General features: G+C 69.3%; 13 protein-coding genes. 7 read left to right on the plus strand and 6 right to left on the minus strand.

The window, feature by feature from the left end; genetic code table 11:
* The first annotated feature begins 110 nt into the window (after positions 1-110).
* The gene (locus HHX31_RS27480) at positions 111-686 is read left to right on the plus strand and encodes a pyridoxamine 5'-phosphate oxidase family protein (RefSeq protein WP_169951601.1); all 576 of its coding nucleotides are present in this window, start codon (positions 111-113) and stop codon (positions 684-686) included.
* An 18-nt stretch (positions 687-704) separates the two neighbouring features.
* Here HHX31_RS27480 and HHX31_RS27485 read toward each other — a convergent pair whose 3' ends face one another.
* Together HHX31_RS27485 and HHX31_RS27490 are read right to left on the minus strand one after the other, a co-directional pair.
* Positions 705-1553 carry a M48 family metalloprotease gene (locus tag HHX31_RS27485; protein ID WP_169951602.1) on the minus strand — a complete coding sequence of 283 codons (849 nt, stop codon included), beginning with the start codon at positions 1551-1553 and terminating at the stop codon, positions 705-707.
* 158 nt (positions 1554-1711) lie between these two features.
* Entirely contained in the window at positions 1712-2404 is a 693-nt protein-coding gene (locus tag HHX31_RS27490) for a 4Fe-4S binding protein (RefSeq protein WP_249346779.1), read from the minus strand.
* A gap of 468 nt (positions 2405-2872) precedes the next feature.
* On the opposite strand from HHX31_RS27490, the gene HHX31_RS27495 reads away from it, so the two are divergent.
* The 4 genes from HHX31_RS27495 (at position 2873) to HHX31_RS27510 (ending at position 6658) form a co-directional block, all read left to right on the plus strand.
* Positions 2873-3538: a helix-hairpin-helix domain-containing protein gene (locus HHX31_RS27495; protein WP_211590402.1), complete on the plus strand. Its 666-nt coding sequence runs from the start codon at positions 2873-2875 to the stop codon at positions 3536-3538.
* A gap of 100 nt (positions 3539-3638) precedes the next feature.
* Positions 3639-3899 carry a hypothetical protein gene (locus HHX31_RS27500; RefSeq protein ID WP_169951606.1) on the plus strand — a complete coding sequence of 87 codons (261 nt, stop codon included), beginning with the start codon at positions 3639-3641 and terminating at the stop codon, positions 3897-3899.
* 23 nt (positions 3900-3922) lie between these two features.
* Entirely contained in the window at positions 3923-5899 is a 1977-nt protein-coding gene (locus tag HHX31_RS27505) for a hypothetical protein (protein WP_169951608.1), read from the plus strand.
* A gap of 423 nt (positions 5900-6322) precedes the next feature.
* Complete coding sequence (locus tag HHX31_RS27510) at positions 6323-6658, plus strand: hypothetical protein (protein WP_169951609.1); 336 nt, start codon at positions 6323-6325, stop codon at positions 6656-6658.
* A 180-nt stretch (positions 6659-6838) separates the two neighbouring features.
* On the opposite strand, the gene HHX31_RS27515 is transcribed toward HHX31_RS27510, so the two are convergent.
* Together HHX31_RS27515 and HHX31_RS27520 are read right to left on the minus strand one after the other, a co-directional pair.
* Positions 6839-7372: an NADH-quinone oxidoreductase subunit C gene (locus HHX31_RS27515; RefSeq protein ID WP_169951611.1), complete on the minus strand. Its 534-nt coding sequence runs from the start codon at positions 7370-7372 to the stop codon at positions 6839-6841.
* Entirely contained in the window at positions 7369-7848 is a 480-nt protein-coding gene (locus HHX31_RS27520) for an NADH-quinone oxidoreductase subunit B (RefSeq protein ID WP_211590428.1), read from the minus strand. Before HHX31_RS27520 ends, HHX31_RS27515 begins: the two co-directional genes overlap by 4 nt.
* Before the next feature lie 581 nt (positions 7849-8429).
* On the opposite strand from HHX31_RS27520, the gene HHX31_RS27525 reads away from it, so the two are divergent.
* Complete coding sequence (locus tag HHX31_RS27525; protein ID WP_169951615.1) at positions 8430-10277, plus strand: 2-oxoacid:acceptor oxidoreductase subunit alpha; 1848 nt, start codon at positions 8430-8432, stop codon at positions 10275-10277.
* The gene (locus tag HHX31_RS27530) at positions 10270-11328 is read left to right on the plus strand and encodes a 2-oxoacid:ferredoxin oxidoreductase subunit beta (protein WP_169951617.1); all 1059 of its coding nucleotides are present in this window, start codon (positions 10270-10272) and stop codon (positions 11326-11328) included. The genes HHX31_RS27525 and HHX31_RS27530 overlap by 8 nt, the downstream gene beginning before the upstream one ends.
* A 66-nt stretch (positions 11329-11394) precedes the next feature.
* Here HHX31_RS27530 and rfbC read toward each other — a convergent pair whose 3' ends face one another.
* On the minus strand, positions 11395-11991 hold the full coding sequence (gene rfbC / locus HHX31_RS27535) for a dTDP-4-dehydrorhamnose 3,5-epimerase (RefSeq protein WP_169951619.1): 597 nt from the start codon (positions 11989-11991) through the stop codon (positions 11395-11397).
* 79 nt (positions 11992-12070) lie between these two features.
* Positions 12071-16273 (minus strand): LamG-like jellyroll fold domain-containing protein, encoded by a 4203-nt coding sequence (locus tag HHX31_RS35345; protein ID WP_169951621.1) that lies wholly within the window; start codon positions 16271-16273, stop codon positions 12071-12073.
* Between the last annotated feature and the right edge of the window lie 27 nt (positions 16274-16300).

Consider the following 16300-nt stretch of genomic DNA (forward strand, 5'->3'; position numbering starts at 1 on the left):
GCCACGGCACCGGCGGAGACGAGAGGAGGCGGGCGCCCGCGACGGCCCCGCCTCGTCTCGTCTGTGGAAATGCGGTGGGCCCAGGGAGTGATGCGGGTTATTGTCCCGTTATGGGCAAGATCTACGAGAAGCTCACCGACCGGCTGCGCGAGTTCGTCACCACGCAGCCGGTCTTCTTCGTCGCGACCGCCCCGGAGCGGGGAGGTCACGTCAACGTGTCGCCCAAGGGATACGCCGACACCTTCGCCGTCATCGACGACACCACGGTGGCCTATCTCGATCTCGACGGCAGCGGCGTGGAGACCATCGCCCACCTCCGGGAGAACGGCCGCGTCACGCTGATGTTCTGCGCCTTCAGCGGGCCACCCAAGATCGTCCGGCTGTTCGGCTCCGGTCGTGTCGTGACCCCCGGGGACGCCGACTTCGCGGAACTGCTCACGCTCTTCGGGCCGCACCCCGGGGTGCGGTCGGTCATCGTCGTGAGCTGCGACCGCATCGCCGACTCGTGCGGATACTCCGTGCCCTTCATGGCGTACGAGCAGGACCGCACGCTGCTCGACGAGTGGGCGGAGCGCAAGGACGTCCAGCAGCGGCGGGACTACCGCGCCAAGCACAACAGGGAGAGCATCGACGGGCTGCCCGCGCTCGGCGCGGCGGAGACCGACCCGGTCACCCAGCGCTCCTGATAGGGAGGTCGCGGCACGTCAGCGGCGGTAGCCGGCCATCCGCTCCAGACGGGCGATCCGCGCGGCCACCGGCGGATGCGTCGCGAACAGCCTGCCGATCCTGGTGCCACGGAACGGGTTGACGATCATCATGTGGCCGGCGGAGGCGAGCCTGCCGTTCTCCGGGAGCGGCAGCCTGCGGACCTCCATCTCGATCTTGCGGAGCGCGGAGGCGAGGGCCAGCGGGTCACCCGTCAGCCGTACGCCCGCCTCGTCGGCCGCGAACTCCCGCGAGCGCGCGATCGCCACCTGGATCATCGTGGCCGCGACCGGCCCGAGGACCAGCACCAGCACCGCGCCGAGGAACCCCGGGCCCTCGTCGTCGTCCGAGCCGAAGAACAGGCCCGCGTACCCGAAATAGGTGATCATCGTCGCGAGCGCGCCCGCGACCGAGGAGATCAGGATGTCCCGGTTGTGGATGTGCGACAGCTCGTGGCCGAGCACGCCCTTGAGCTCGCGTTCGTCCAGCAGCTTGAGGAGTCCGTGCGTTACGCACACCGCCCCGTCGCGCGGGTTGCGGCCGGTCGCGAACGCGTTGGGCTGCATGGTCGGGGAAACGTACAGGCGGGGCATCGGCGCGCGGGCCTCGGTGCACAACTCGCGGACGACGCGGTAGAGGACCGGCTGCTCCACCTCGGCCACGGGCCGGGCCCGCATCGCCGACAGCGCGATCCTGTCGGCGCAGAAGTAGGCGACGCCGCTGACCACGAGGCCGGCCACGACCGCGATCCGGGCGCCCGTGCCACCCCCGAGCCAGGCCCCGGCCACCAGGAGCGACGCGGTCAGCGCCCCCAGCAGGGCCGCGGTGCGCAGGCGGTTGTGGTGCACGCCTCCTCCTCACGGCTCGGTGCGTCCAGCCCTACCAACGCGCATGGCCAGGACGAACGTTCCCCATGATCCGCATCACCCCCACGACGGAGGGCGCCACCTGGGCGACGCGGACGCCGGCACCGTGATCGGCCCGGCGAAGCCCGCCGCCTGGGAGGTCATCGCGCCTCCTCCGGCCCGTCCTTCCTCTCCGGAGGCGACGCGCTCTTCCTGGGCAGCGAGCCCGGCGGCCGGATGGAGCGGATGTCGCGCATGGCTCTCGGCGGCTCGCGCCGCGGGCGGCTCTCCTCGGCCTGCGGGGGTTCCGCCGCCGGTCGCGTGTTCTCCCGCGTGTTCTCCCGCTCTGGCACGGACGCGCTCGCGCCCGGCGGCCTCACCCGCGCCGTACGGCCGGCCGGCGCGGGGCGGGAACCGGCCGACAGTTCCGTGGGCGGTTCCGCGCCGGCCTCGTGCGCCGGCGGCGGGGGCACGGTGGCGGCCCACTCGCCCAGTCTGTCCTTCTCGTGCAGGAGGTCGCGGATGTCGTACTCGGCGTACTCGACCTCCGGCGACCAGAACAGCGCGTCGAAGGGGCACACCTCGATGCAGATGCCGCAGTACATGCACAGCGAGAAGTCGATCGCGAAGCGGTCGAGCACGTTGCGGGCGCGCGGGCGGCCGCCCTCGGGCGCGGGCAGGGTCTCCTTGTGGGAGTCGATGTAGACGCACCAGTCGGGACACTCCCGGGCGCAGAGCATGCAGACGGTGCAGTTCTCCTCCACCAGGGCGATGACGCCCCGGCTGCGGGCGGGCAGGTCGGGCTGGACCTCCGGGTGCTGCCGCGTCTCCGGCCCGTGCACCGTGGACCGCATGGTCACGGCCTGGCCTCCGGCCGGTCCTTCTCCTGGAATACGCGCCACACTGCTCATCATCGCGCACTGCCGGCGGCGAGCGGACGCGTGGCTCCACCACGACGGTTGTCCACATCATCCACACGGTCATCCCCAGGTTGTCCACAGCGTGTGGGGAGAAGAGGGCCGCACAGACCCCGACTTATCCGTATCGTCTGGACCATGAACGGCTATGGGGGACCGGGAGGTTACCCGCCCGGAGCGCAAGGACCACAAGGACCACGACGCCCGCAGGGCCAACAGGGCCAACAGGGGCCTCAGCGACAGGGGCCGCAGGAGCACGGGCGGCAGGGGCCGCAGAATCCGTCGTACGGACAGCCGGGACCGTACGGACAGCAGTGGCCGGGACCCTACGGCGCCCATCCGGCGCCGACCCCCGCACAACCACCTGTGCCGCCGCCCCATCGTCCCCCGATCCCTCACCCGCCGGTGCCGCCGCCCGTACGGCGTCCTTCCAGCGTCCCCAGCTACCTGTGGGCGCTCGCTCCGCTCTACACCTGCGGATTCGGCACTCCCTTCAGCATGCTGTACGCCGCCATCCGCAAGCGCAGCGTGGGGTACGGGGCCGCCGCCGCCGGATACGCCGCGGCCACCGGCTCGTGGATCTACCTGTCCGAGTTGTACGAGGACGCGACGATGCCGGCTCTGGCGTCCGTCGCCATGGTCCTCTTCGTGCTCGGCCCCTGGCTCTTCGGCACCGTGCACTCCCTCGCGGTCAGAAGACAGGTCTTCGACGTCGCCGCGCCGTACGCTCCGGGCAACGAGCACGCGCTGGCGGTGGCCCAGCAGCGCCGCGCCCTGCGCGAGCAGGCCAGGGAACTCGCGGAGCGCGACCCCGCGCTGGCGCGCGAACTGCGGATAGGGCGGCCCGACCTGCCCCGGCAGTACGACGACGGCGGCCTGGTCGACCTCAACCGCGCCCCCGCCGCGGTGATCGCCGGCCTGCCCGGCCTGACCCCCGCGCTCGCCGAACAGATCGTGCGCGTACGCGACCAGGTCGGCGGCTTCGTCTCGGCCGAGGACGTCTCCGCCGCCGCGTCCCTGCCGCCGAACCTCACCGCCGATCTCGCCGAATACGGCATTTTCCTCCCATAGGCATTCGGTAATCGCGGTTGTCGTCGGCAATATGCCTGGCTGAGCGATCGGCCTTTCCTTAGGCTTTACGGTGCGTCAGCCGTGAAAGACGGGAGGGCCTGTGACGTCATCCGAGATCGCCGAATGCAGGGCGGACATGGCCGTGGCCGCCACCGCCGTACGGGAGGTTCTCCAGGCGCTCACCGCCGTCCCCACGATGTTCGGAGACCGCACCTGGCAGGGCCAGGCAGCCGACCGCTGGGCAGCCGGTTGGAACGCCCGCAGAGCCCAGCTCACCAGGCTGCTCGACGCCGTGCTCACCGAGCAGCCGCACCTGATCGCCCGTGTGGAGGAGGCGGAGCGCCGCAAAGCCGCCTCGTAGCCGCCGCATTGGGAAGGATCGCCGTGGGGGAGTTCGTCGGAGTCGATCCCGAGAATCTCAAGGAGCTGACCAAACGACTGGGACAGCTTCATGATCTGCTGGCCCGGCACAGTCCGCTCATACAGCAGAAAATGCAGAAATGGGGCAGCGAAGTCGCGGTCACTTCGCTGCCCGGCCTCATCGCCGCCGCGCTCGACGACGTCCGCGACATGGACGCCCGCACGACCAGGGCGTACGAACTGGCGAGGCAGCAGGGCTGGAGCGCGCTGAGCGGTGCGCCCGGCGTCCTCGGCCTCACCCTCGACCGGCCGCCCGGCGTGCGGCTGGACTGGGAGGCGACGGGCCAGAGCGCGTACCAGGGCGAACGCGACGCTGAGACGCTGACCGCCGCCCTCGCGGCCAAGAACCCCGAGGACGCGCGCATCGCCCTCCTCGGACTGCCGGAGAGCCTGCGGCGGCACATGGCGGACAAGGACTACCAGGCGGCCTTCTGGGCCGGGGCCGGCCCGCTCGCGCTGCGCGCCGCCCGGGCGCTGTACGAACGAGCGGGTGGCGCGCTGTTCAGCGCCGAGAGCCTGAGCGTGCTGCGGGCGCTCGGAGCGTCCTTGGCCGCCGCCAGCCAGATGCGCGTCGGCACGGGCAAGGACCGCCGCCCGTTGCTGCCCACCGCCACCCGCGCCACCCTCACCGGGAACTCCGACCCCTGGTCGGTCGGCATGCTCGTGAAGTACGGCCCCGAGGGCAGGTCGTGGGACTCCCGCCTGCTCGCCGACCTGACCCGCTCCATGCTCGACGCCCGCGCCGGCGGCAAGGACATCTGGCCACCCACCCGCGGCACGCTGGAGACCGACGCCGACGCCTCACGCCAGCAGCGGCTCATGGCGGAGTACGACGCCGTGGGGGCCGTCCTCCAGCGGGCCGCGGAGAACGGCATGGCCGCCCGGCACGTGCTGGGCGATGAGGCGACCGGCCTCAAGTACGCCCGGATGCTCGTCAGCGACTCCTGGCACACCCCCGGCTACGACCCCGGGCCCTTCCTCAGTTCGTACGCGCACCCGGGCGGCGCGCTTCCACCCACCGGCCAGGTGGACCTGTCCGCGCCCACGGCGGCCTTCCTCAAGGCCGCCGTCTCCGCGGAACGCGGCACCTCCGTCGACGCCGAGGAATCCGCCTGGTCCGTCGTCCACATCGTCCAAGCCACCGCCGAGTTCTCCAAGCTTCACCCGCAGACGGTGCTACCCAAGGAGATCCGGCAGTCTTTGATCTACACCGCCGACCGCTACCTCCCCGACTTGGCCGCCTCCGTCAACGGTTACGGCAACAAAGCCCGTCCGCACGGCGATCAGCCGGGCGCTCCATGGGTCTCCTACGTCGACAGCACTGCACTGGCCGAATTCCTCAGGCAGGCCTTGCACGACCCCAAGGACCTCGGCGCCTTCGAGGGGAGGATGGATGCTCGAATCAGCGCGAGCGTAGCCGCGTCCGTCCGGGACCCGAATCAGGACTATCTTGCCCAGATGAGTGCGCTCAACGGCCTGACCGCCAGGATCAAGAAGGACTTCAATTTCGACGAAGCTCAGCGGTTGGACGAGAAAGCACAGCGCTTCCAAACCTTTCTGTCCATCATATCCGGCGGATGGGGCGCGCTCAGTTTCAGCAAAGCACTGGGCGCAGGCACCGCTTCCCAAGTATTCGTCGCCGTCGCGCAACCCCCTGCGAGCGAGCTCATCAACACCGATCACAAGATAGAAACTTACAAGATCAATGAGGATGAGTTCCGAGCACGCCTGCTCCACGTCAGGATTCCTGTGATCCAAGGGCTTCTGATCGCCGATTTGATCGATCTACCCGCTAACACCTCCTGGTATCAGAATGGAGTGATCAGCCCGAACGCGGATTTCACCGACTGGTACACCACACATGAAAGAGTCGTATATGGTGGCCGCAGACTGGATGAATGGGTGAAAGACGCAGAGCACGCCATGGACATACAACGATGACGGGACGGTTCGCACTCCGCCTGCCCGCCTTTGCGATTCTCATCGCCCTGGGAGTGGCGGCATGCGACGGTGGCGCCACCTCAGAGGAGAAGACCGATCCGGCACGTCAGCGGAAGGCAGCGATAGAGAAGGCGGTTCAGTGCCTACTGGATCGCGGCGCTATTCCTGACGAGCAATTGCGGTCCGCGACGTGGCTGAGAGATGGGAAACTGCTTCCCAACGCCGACTTCACCGATTGGTACACGACGCACGATAACGTCAAGTACCAGGGACAGACTCTGCTTGACTGGACCGAACAAGCCGAGAAGGCTGGGAACACGTGGAGATGCCCCCCTTGATGGTCACTTCCTCCCCCGAGATCAGCTCTGCCATATGAACCCCGCAGTGAGGGCGCTCAAGTTTGGGAGCGGGCTTCTCCTGCCCATGGCGTTCACCCAGGCCGCATGTATCGGAGATGAACAATTCCGCAAGCCAGTGGACGATGAGATAAAACGACGGGGTCGGGCTCTCGTCGCCGTCGTCCACTGCTTTGTTGACCGCGATGTGATCGCGCGGAGGAGCCGTGCCGTTGCCTTGGTGAGCATCGCGGCGATCCTGCTGCTGACGGGGTGCGACCGTGGCGAGCAGCGCCCCGCGCCGACCGACAACGAGGTGAAGAGACGCGACGCGGCGCTCGTGGCAGTGGTGCAATGCCTTGTCGATCACGGCGAAGTCCCGCACGCGCACCTCGAAGACCAGCCGTGGTTGAAGGACAAGTAAGGTGCAGCCCAGCGCCGAACTGGTGACTTGGAGAAGCGATCACGCGGAGACTGTCTACGCGGGCAAGACACTGCAGGTGTGGGAGGACGAGGCGACGGCGGGGTGGCCGGGGTGGAGGTGCCCGTTGTGAGGCCACGACCAGCCGGATGGGGGTCGCGCGTCTCAGTCAGGGAGTCTCTCTCAGCCGGAGGCCCAGTCGGGTGGCACGCCCGGGGGCGACATCCTGCGGCGGCTCGGCGAGCCGTCGCCGGACTCCCCCGGTTCTTTGGCCCCGGGCCAGGCCTTGGCGACGCGGGCGGCGAGCACGAAGTCCTTGCGCAGCGGGTGGCCCTCGAAGCCGTCGGGCAGCAGCAGTGGGCGCAGGTCAGGATGGCCGTCGAAGACCACGCCGAACATCTCGTAGGTCTCCCGCTCGTGCCAGTTCGCCCCGCGGAAGACACCGGTGGCGGTCGGCAGGCGGGGGTCGGCGCGCGGGACCCTGGTGCGCACGAGCAGGTGCGCGAACGCGACCGGGTCGAACACGTGGGCCACGACGGCGAACGTCTCGGGCGGTTCGTCCACGGCGGTGAGCCAGTCGAAGAACTCGAATCCGGCCGACCGGGCGAAGGCCAGCGCGTCGGCCCACTCCCCGGCGTCCACGTCGAGCACGTCCTGACCGAAGGAGTCGGTGACGCGCGAGCCGTACCGCTCGCGCACGGCCTCGACGGCGCTCATGCGTCCGCCCCCGGGGTCTCGCCCGCGATCTTCTCCTGGAGCTTCATGATGCCGTGCAGCAGCGCCTCGGGGCGGGGCGGGCAGCCGGGGACGTACACGTCCACGGGAATGATCTGGTCGACGCCCTTGGTGACGCAGTACGAGTCCCAGTACGGCCCGCCCGAGTTTGAGCAGGCGCCGAAGGAGATGACGTACTTGGGATCGGGCATCCGGTCGTACAACCGGCGTACGGCAGGGGCGATCTTGTCCGTCACCGTGCCCGACACGATCAGGAGGTCGGCCTGGCGGGGGCCTTCGGGGAACGGATCCACCCCGTAGCGGATGAAGTCGTGCCTGCTCATCGACGTGGCGACGAACTCGATGGCACAGCAGGCCAGCCCGAAGTTGAAGACCCACAGGGAATAGCGGCGGCCCCAGTTCAGCACGAACTTCATCGGCTTGGGCGCCAGCCTGGCCACCGGCCCCACCGTGGGCATCGGGAGATCGTTCACGGGCATGCGGTCACCGCCATGCCGCCCATTGTCCTCCCCCTGGACCGGCCGGGTCACATCCGTCGTCGTCATGCCGGACCCGGGGGCCGGCCGGGAGGGTCGTAACACGTCGTAACACGCGGTTCACCCAACGAAGATCACCACGCCGCCGAGGAACTGGGCGCCTACCATGGCATATGAGCCGAAATATCCGCTCATCCTGCCTCCCCGCTCCGCGGATAACCCCGGCGCGATCTCAAGGGCTGAACACTTGGCGGTCACAGGTGACTCTCGCGCATATAGTTGAGGATCGTGACCCGAATCAAGCTCGTCGCCCGCTTGCACCTCGACCTGTGCCGGCTCGCGTCGGGCCTGTGTCGTCCGGAAGGTTCGCGAGGCTGACGGTGCGCCGCCCCCCTTGCGGCTCGGCGCCGAACGGGAACGCGCCACAGGCGTGGAAAGTCCCGGTAGTCGCACCTCAAGTGCGCATCTACGAAAAACCAGCGTAACCCCGATGGATCTAGCATGGACATGACAACGTGCCACAAGCAGCCAGGCCTGGGCGCGTCAAGGAGGACTGAGGAGCTGTGACCAAGCAGGTTCAGCAACTCGACCGCGTGATCATCCGGTTCGCGGGTGACTCGGGCGACGGAATGCAGCTCACCGGTGATCGGTTCACGGCGGAGACGGCCCAGTTCGGCAACGACCTGTCGACGCTCCCCAACTTCCCGGCGGAGATCCGCGCCCCCGCGGGCACCCTGCCCGGGGTGTCGAGTTTCCAGTTGCATTTCGCCGACCACGACATCCTGACCCCAGGCGACGCCCCCAACGTGCTCGTCGCCATGAACCCCGCCGCGTTGAAGGCGAACCTCGGCGACCTGCCGCGCGGGGCCGACATCATCGCCAACACCGACGAGTTCACCAAGCGCAACCTGTCCAAGGTGGGCTATGCGGGCAACCCGCTCGAAGACGACTCCCTGAAGGAGTGGCGTCTGCACGCGGTGCCGCTGACCTCGCTGACGGTCAAGGCGCTCGAGGGCTTCGACATCTCCAAGAAGGACGCCGAGCGGGCCAAGAACATGTTCGCGCTCGGGCTGCTGTCGTGGCTGTACCACCGGCCGACCGAGGGCACGATCGCGTTCCTTGAGGCGAAGTTCGCCCGTAAGCCGGAGATCGCCAAGGCGAACATCGCGGCGTTCCAGGCGGGCTGGAACTACGGCGAGACGACCGAGTCGTTCTCTGTCTCCTACGAGATCAAGCCGGCGACCCACCAGCCGGGGACCTACCGCAACATCTCCGGCAACCAGGCGCTGGCCTACGGGCTGATCGCGGCGTCGGTGCAGGCCAAGCTGCCGTTGTTCCTCGGGTCGTACCCGATCACCCCGGCCTCCGACATCCTGCACGAGCTGTCCAGGCACAAGCACTTCGGCATCCGCACCTTCCAGGCCGAAGACGAGATCGCCGGCGTCGGCGCCGCCCTGGGTGCGGCGTTCGGCGGGTCGCTGGGGGTGACCACCACCTCCGGTCCCGGTGTCGCGCTGAAGGCCGAGACCGTGGGTCTCGCGGTGACCACGGAGCTGCCGCTGATCATCGTGGACGTGCAGCGGGCCGGCCCGTCCACGGGCATGCCGACCAAGACCGAGCAGACCGACCTGCTGATGGCGATGTTCGGCCGCAACGGCGAGTCGCCGGTGCCGGTGCTCGCCCCCGCCACCCCGTCCGACTGCTTCACCATGGCGGTCGAGGCGGCCCGCATCGCGCTGCAGTACCGCACGCCGGTCATGCTGCTGTCGGACGGTTACCTGGCCAACGGGTCCGAGCCGTGGCGCATCCCCGAGATCGACGAGTTGCCGGACATCTCGGTGCGGTTCACCACGGAACCCAACGGCGAGGACGGCACCACGTACCTGCCTTATCAGCGGGACCCGGAGACGCTGGCCCGGCCGTGGGCGGTGCCCGGCACGCCCGGCCTGGAGCACCGGATCGGCGGCATCGAGAAGGCCGACGGCACGGGGAACATCTCCTACGACCCCGACAACCACGACACGATGGTGCGGCTGCGCCAGGCCAAGATCGACGGCGTGGACGTGCCGGACCTGACCGTGGACGACCCCGACGGGGGCGCCCGGGTGCTGGTGCTCGGCTGGGGCTCGACGTACGGGCCGATCGCGGCCGCGGCTCGCCGGGTCCGCGCGGCCGGTCACAAGGTGGCCCAGGCGCACCTGCGGCACCTGAACCCGCTGCCGGCCAACACCGGCGAGGTGCTGCGCTCCTACGACAAGGTGCTGCTGCCCGAGATCAACCTGGGTCAGCTGGCCATGCTGCTGCGGGCCCGTTTCCTGGTCGACGTGATCAGCTACAACCGGGTGCGCGGGCTCCCGTTCAAGGCCGCCGAGCTCGCCGCCGTCATTCAGGACGTGATCGAAAGTGACTGACACCCTCAATGGCAAGGGCCTGGCCCTCATCCCTCGTACGGACGCCAAGCAGACCCTGAAGGACTTCAAGTCCGACCAGGAGGTGCGCTGGTGCCCGGGCTGCGGTGACTACGCGATCCTGGCGGCGGTGCAGTCCTTCCTGCCCGACCTTGGCCTGCGCCGGGAGAACATCGTTTTCGTCTCCGGCATCGGCTGCTCCTCGCGGTTCCCGTACTACCTCGACACCTACGGCTTCCACTCCATCCACGGGCGGGCTCCGGCGATCGCGACGGGCCTCGCCGCCTCCCGGCCGGACCTGTCGGTGTGGGTGATCACGGGTGACGGCGACGCGCTGTCGATCGGCGGCAACCACCTGATCCACGCGCTGCGCCGCAACGTCAACCTGAACATCCTGCTGTTCAACAACAGGATCTACGGCCTGACCAAGGGGCAGTACTCCCCCACGTCGGAGATCGGCAAGATCACCAAGTCGACGCCGATGGGATCGCTCGACAAGCCGTTCAACCCGATCTCCCTGGCGCTGGGGGCCGAGGCCGGGTTCGTCGCCCGCACCCTCGACTCCGACCGCAAGCACCTGCAGTCGGTGCTGCGCCAGGCCGCCGAGCACCGCGGCGCCTCGCTGGTGGAGATCTACCAGAACTGCAACATCTTCAACGACGGCGCCTTCGACACGCTCAAGGACCCGGCGACCCGTGACGAGATCACCATCAAGCTCGAACACGGGCAGCCGATCGTCTTCGGCACCGGCGACAAGGAGCAGGCCGTACGGCTGTCGCCCACCGGCGGCGTCGAGGTCGTGCCGCGCGCGCAGGTCGCCGACAGCGAGATCCTCGTGCACGACGCCCACAACCCCGACCCGTCGCTGGCGTTCGCGCTGTCGAGGCTCGACGAGCCGGCCTTTCAGCACGTGCCGGTCGGCGTCTTCCGCTCGGTCGACCGGCCGTCGTACGACCACCTGCTGAACGAGCAGGTCCAGGCGGCCACGACCGACAAGGGCACCGGCAGCCTCGCCGACCTGCTCCACGGCGGGGACACCTGGACCATCAGCTGACCTGAGGCCACCAGAAAAGGCTCTCCACCCGGCCGGGCGGAGAGCCTTTTCCAGTAGCGGGCGCCGCTACGCCGACCGGAGCTTCTCGTAGTAGGCGAGGCAGTCGTCGTAGCCGGGCAGCAGATCCAGCGCCCCCGCCTCCGCCAGTGTGGGCGCGACCGCGTCCTTCGGCGACAGGAGAGGGTCGAGCCCTTCAGGCCACGCGATGCCGAGTTCGGGGTCGAGCGGGTGGATCCCGTGCTCACGCCCCGGCGCGTACGGCTGGGAGCACATGTAGGCCACCGTGGCCTGCTCGCTGACCGCCATGAACGCGTGGCCCAGGCCTTCCGCCAGGTACACCCCCCGGCGGCTCACGTCGTCGAGCGGCACGCTCTCCCATTGACCGAAGGCAGGCGAGCCGACCCTCAGGTCGACCACGACGTCGAGAACGGCTCCCGACACACAGGTCACGTACTTGGCCTGACCCACCGGCACCTCCGCGAAGTGCACGCCGCGCAGCACGCCCCGGCGGGACACCGAGAGGTTGGCCTGGGCGAGGTCGAACCGGTGTCCAAGCGCGGCGGCCAGGTCCTCCGCCCGGAACCACTCCAGGAACATCCCGCGGTCGTCCCGGTGGACGGCGGGGGTGAAGACGTAGGCGTCCGGGATCTGCAGCTGCTCCATCTGCGGCACCTCGGGGTCGGTCGGGGGTCGGGGGTGGGAGGAAGGCCCCGCCGTCGCCGGCGGGGCCTTCCTGCTCATCTCAGGAGACGTCCACCGTCTGGGTGGTGACGCTCGTGCGGTTGTCGGATCCGGTCACGGTCAACGTGATCCGGTAGGTGCCCGGCTGGGCGAAGGTGTGCGACGCGGTCTGTCCCGTCTCCACCACACCATCGCCGTAGCTCCATGTGTAGGTGGAGATGGGCGCGGAGCCGGCGGTCGACGCCGAGGCGTCCACCGTGCAGGTCAGCCCGGTGCAGTTGGGCGTGAACGCAGCGGTCGGCGCCGCGGCCGTGCTGGTCGCGACCAGGTCGTCCACCGTGGCGACGACCGGCGCGTTCGTCGCCGTCCCGGACAGGAACGCCCCGAACCCGACGCCGCCCGCCGTCTGCAGCGCGGCCGTCGAGTCGGTCGCGGTCACCTGCCAGGAGCCGGGTTCGGCGTCCGTCGCCCGCCAGACCTTCGCCTGGACGGTCGTCGGAGACGTCCCGGACACCTGAACCCGGACCTTCAGCACGGTTCCGGCGCTGTAGGTGAGACCGGCCACCGTCTGCTCGGAGCCGAGGATCGTCTCCGCGTTGGCCGAGTCGGTGCGGCTGACGGACAGACCGACCCCGTTGGACGACAGCAGCCGCACCCGGGCCCGGTAGTCGCCCTGACCGCTCACCCCGCGCCCGACGGCCCAGATGTAGATGCCGTTGCCGGTTCCCGGCTTGTCGGTGGTGAAGGAGAACGTGGTGTCCGTCATCGTGCTGGACACGCCGTTCAGGTACGCCCGCCGGTTCGCGCTGGTCGAGGGCAGCGTGATCTTCGCCGCGTTGCCGTCCACCGCGAACGAGGAGGCCGCGCCGGAGAGCGAGTACGACCCGCCGGTGTCGGCCGAGCCGAGCCCGCCGGAGACCCCGCGCCCGAAGGCGTCCGACGCCAGCGTGGCGGGCGGGTTGGCCGGCGCCTGCGCGGTGACCACGTCGGCGCGTATGCCCGTCGCGTTCGCGTCGTCGGTGACCGTCAGCGTGACCGGGTAGTCGCCCGCGGCCGGGTAGGTGTGCGTCGGCGTCTTCCCGGTGCCCGTGGTGCCGTCGCCGAAGTCCCAGGCGTACGAGACGACCGAACCGTCGCTGTCGGCGGACGCCCCGGCGTCGAACGAGCACTCGAGCGCGGGACAGTTCACCGTGTAGGACGCGGTGGGCGGCTGGTTCGGCGGCCCGTTGCCCGAGCCCTTCTGCCAGTGCGTGGCGACCTGCGTCTCGGTGAGCACGGAGTTGTAGACGGCCACCTCGTCGATCTGGCCGTTGAGGTAGTTGCTGGTCGGCTGGTTCGGCCAGGAGCTGAGGCTGTCCCCGCCGACCCTCCAGTAACCGGTGAAGCTCTCGGCGCCCGTCTGCGGGTTGGTGCCGACGAGCGCGCCGTCCACGTACAGCTTCATGCCGTCGGGGCCCTGGGTCGCCACCATGTGGTGCCACTGGCCGTTGTTGTAGGAGCCGGTCGTGGTGATCGTGTTGATGCTGCCCGTGTACGTGCCGAAGACGAGCTTGCCGTCGTTCCGCATGTAGACGTGGCGGTCATAGTTGGAGCTGTTGCCGGTGGCGGACGCGCCCAGCCCGATCAGCTTGCCGCCGCGGTTCGTGGTCGTGTTGAACCACAGCTCCTCGGAGTAGGTCGTCGGGTTGGCGAACGTCGTCGACGAGGCGATCCCGCCGTTGTTGACCGACACCGCCTTGTCCGTCGTGCCGACGAGCGCGCCGGTCTGGCCGTAGCTCACGCCGCTCGCGGTGTAGTTGCCCGTGACGCCGCTCTTGCCCGAGTCGGCGGCCGCCGGGCCGCTCGTCTCGTTCAGCCGCCAGTAGAGCACCGGCTCGTCGTTGTAGACGGCCTTGCCGTACGGGTCGGCGGGGGCGGGCGGGATGGGGCTGGTCCTGCCGCTGGCCACGTAGTGGTCGATGACCTTGTCCTGCGGCAGGGCCGAGGGATAGATCGCCACCTCGTCGATGTCGCCGTTGAGGTAGGCGCTCGTCGGCTGGTTCGGCCAGCCGCTCAGGTTATCGCCGCCGATGCGCCAGTAGCCGGTGTACTGCTGGGCGCTGGTGGTCGCGGCGGACTGGGCGACGCGGCGGCCGTCGACGTAGAGGGTCATGCCGGCGGTCTCGCTGAGGCTGGCCGCGATGTGGTGCCAGTTGCCGTCGTTGAAGCCGGGCCCTGAGTTGACCGTGCGTACGGCGCCGGGGTAGACGCCGAAGAAGATCCGCCCGGCGTTGTCCATGTAGACGTGCCGGTCGTAGCTGCTGCTGTTGCCGGTGGCCGCGTTGCCGTAGCCGATGATCTTGCCGCCTCTGTTGCTGGTCGTCTTGACCCAGGTCTCGACGGTGAAGCTCGGCGTCGCGGGCGTCTGCGACTGGGTCACCCCGAAGCCGCTCGTCGTGCCGTCGAAGTGGGAGGCCGTGTCCGTGTCGCCGTTGACGGCCCCGGCCGTGCCGTACGTCACCCCGCTCTTCTGGCTGACGTCGTTGAACGCCGCGTAGTCGTACGCGGTGGCGCCGCTGGGCTCACCGAGCCGCCAGTAGCTCGCCGGGTTGTCGGCGAGCACGGCGTCGGGGTAGGCGCTGGACCCGCCCGAGCCCGCGATGGTGACGGGCGCCGAGGTGCTGCTGCCGACCGCGTTGCCCTGCGGGTCCCTCGCCCGGATCCGGTAGGTGTGCGTGGAGCCCGGTTCGAGGCCGGTGTCGTTGAAGCCCAGCGCGGGCAGCGTCCAGAAGTTCGACTTGGCGGTGACGGTCGCGATCGGCGTGCTGCTGCCGTCCCGCAGGATCTCGTAGTTCAGCTTCTCGTGGTCCTGGTCCCAGGTCGCCTTCCAGCTCACCCTGGCCGTGCCCTCGCGGAAGGAGACAACGGTCGGGGTCAGGTCGGGGCCGGGGATCGGCGCGGCCTTCTTCGGCGCGAGCGACTTGATCGCGAACCGGGTGAGACCCTGCTGCGGGTTGCCGTTGACGTTGGTGAACTCGCCGCCCATCGACAGGTACTGCGAGTTGCCGGTGAGCGACCAGCCGCCCTGGTACATGCCGGTGTAGCTGCCGGCGTTGATCGAGGGGAACCAGTGCAGCAGGCCAGGCACGGGCTGACCGCTGTAGTTGCTGTTCGAGCCCGGCGGGGCCTTGTCGGTGCCGACCGGGTACGTCGTCTCGGCCAGCGCCCGGTGCCACGTCGTCGGGTTGGTCTCGGGGAACGCGCCGAGGGAACTGCAGTCGTGCGCGTGCCCGACGCTGTAGAGCACCTGACCCGTCACGAAGATGCCGTACGTCGCGCCGTAGCAGTTGTCGAGCCAGATGAGGTCGCCGGTGGTGGGGTCGGCCGCCCACCGTCCGTCGAACCAGTGCCCGCCCTCACCGTCGTTGGCGCCGTACACCACGGTGCCGTCGGTGACGAGGTCGTCCACGTAGGAGAACCTGTTGCTGTCGAGGGCGGTGGGCGTGGGGCGGCTGCTCCACGGCAGCGAGGCGCCGGTGATCGGGTCGACGGCGGTGACGCCGACGCGCGCCTCCCCGTTGAAGTTCTGGAACTTGCCGCCCACGATCACCCGGCTCTGGTCCGGGGCCACCAGCAGGGCGCGGATCTCGTCGTCCGGTTCGATCGCCCAGTCCTGCAGGGCGCCGTTGCTCCGAGCGAAGGCCGCGGCGCGGTTACGCGAGCGGTTGTTGGCGTTGAAGAAGTTGCCGCCTGCGTAGACGGTGGTGTCGGAGACCGAGATGGCCCACACGGTGCTGGAGATCGACGCGTTGAAGGCGGTGTCGACCGCCCCGGTGGCGGTGTTGAAGGCGACGATGCGGTTGCGTGCCACCCCGTCGACGGTGGTGAACTCGCCGCCGACGTAGATCCGCGAGCCGTCCGGGGAGACGGCGATCGCGCGGGCCTGCGCGTTCAGGGTGTGGTTGAACGGCAGCAGGTTCCCCGTCGTGATGTCGTACGCGAGGATGTTGGCGCGGTTGACCTCCTGAGGGTCGCCGGGACTCGTGCCGGGCGGCCTGGCCTTGGAGAAGCTGCCAACGGCGTAGACCGTGTTGCCGACCGTGGCCTGTTTCCACACGACGCCGTTGATCTGCCACGTGGGCAGCGCGTCGGCCGTCACGGTCTCGGGTACGCCGGGTTCGGGGTCGATGTCGGCCGCGGCGACCCCGCCTTGGGCGAGACCGAATCCGGCGACGATGAGGAGTGCGAGCGCAGAGCGCTTTAACAGGGGTAATTTGGAACGCACTTGTACCTACTTCGTCCCGTGCGCCCT

Source organism: Microbispora sp. H11081, assembly GCF_012999535.1.
GTDB lineage: Bacteria > Actinomycetota > Actinomycetes > Streptosporangiales > Streptosporangiaceae > Microbispora.

Coding starts and splice junctions, on each gene's coding strand:
- HHX31_RS27480 (WP_169951601.1), top strand. CDS start 111: ATGGGCAAGATCTACGAGAAGCTCACCGACCGGCTGCGCGAGTTCGTC.
- HHX31_RS27490 (WP_249346779.1), bottom strand. CDS start 2,404: ATGCGGTCCACGGTGCACGGGCCGGAGACGCGGCAGCACCCGGAGGTC.
- HHX31_RS27510 (WP_169951609.1), top strand. CDS start 6,323: ATGGCGTTCACCCAGGCCGCATGTATCGGAGATGAACAATTCCGCAAG.
- HHX31_RS27515 (WP_169951611.1), bottom strand. CDS start 7,372: ATGAGCGCCGTCGAGGCCGTGCGCGAGCGGTACGGCTCGCGCGTCACC.
- HHX31_RS27520 (WP_211590428.1), bottom strand. CDS start 7,848: ATGCCCACGGTGGGGCCGGTGGCCAGGCTGGCGCCCAAGCCGATGAAG.
- rfbC (WP_169951619.1), bottom strand. CDS start 11,991: ATGGAGCAGCTGCAGATCCCGGACGCCTACGTCTTCACCCCCGCCGTC.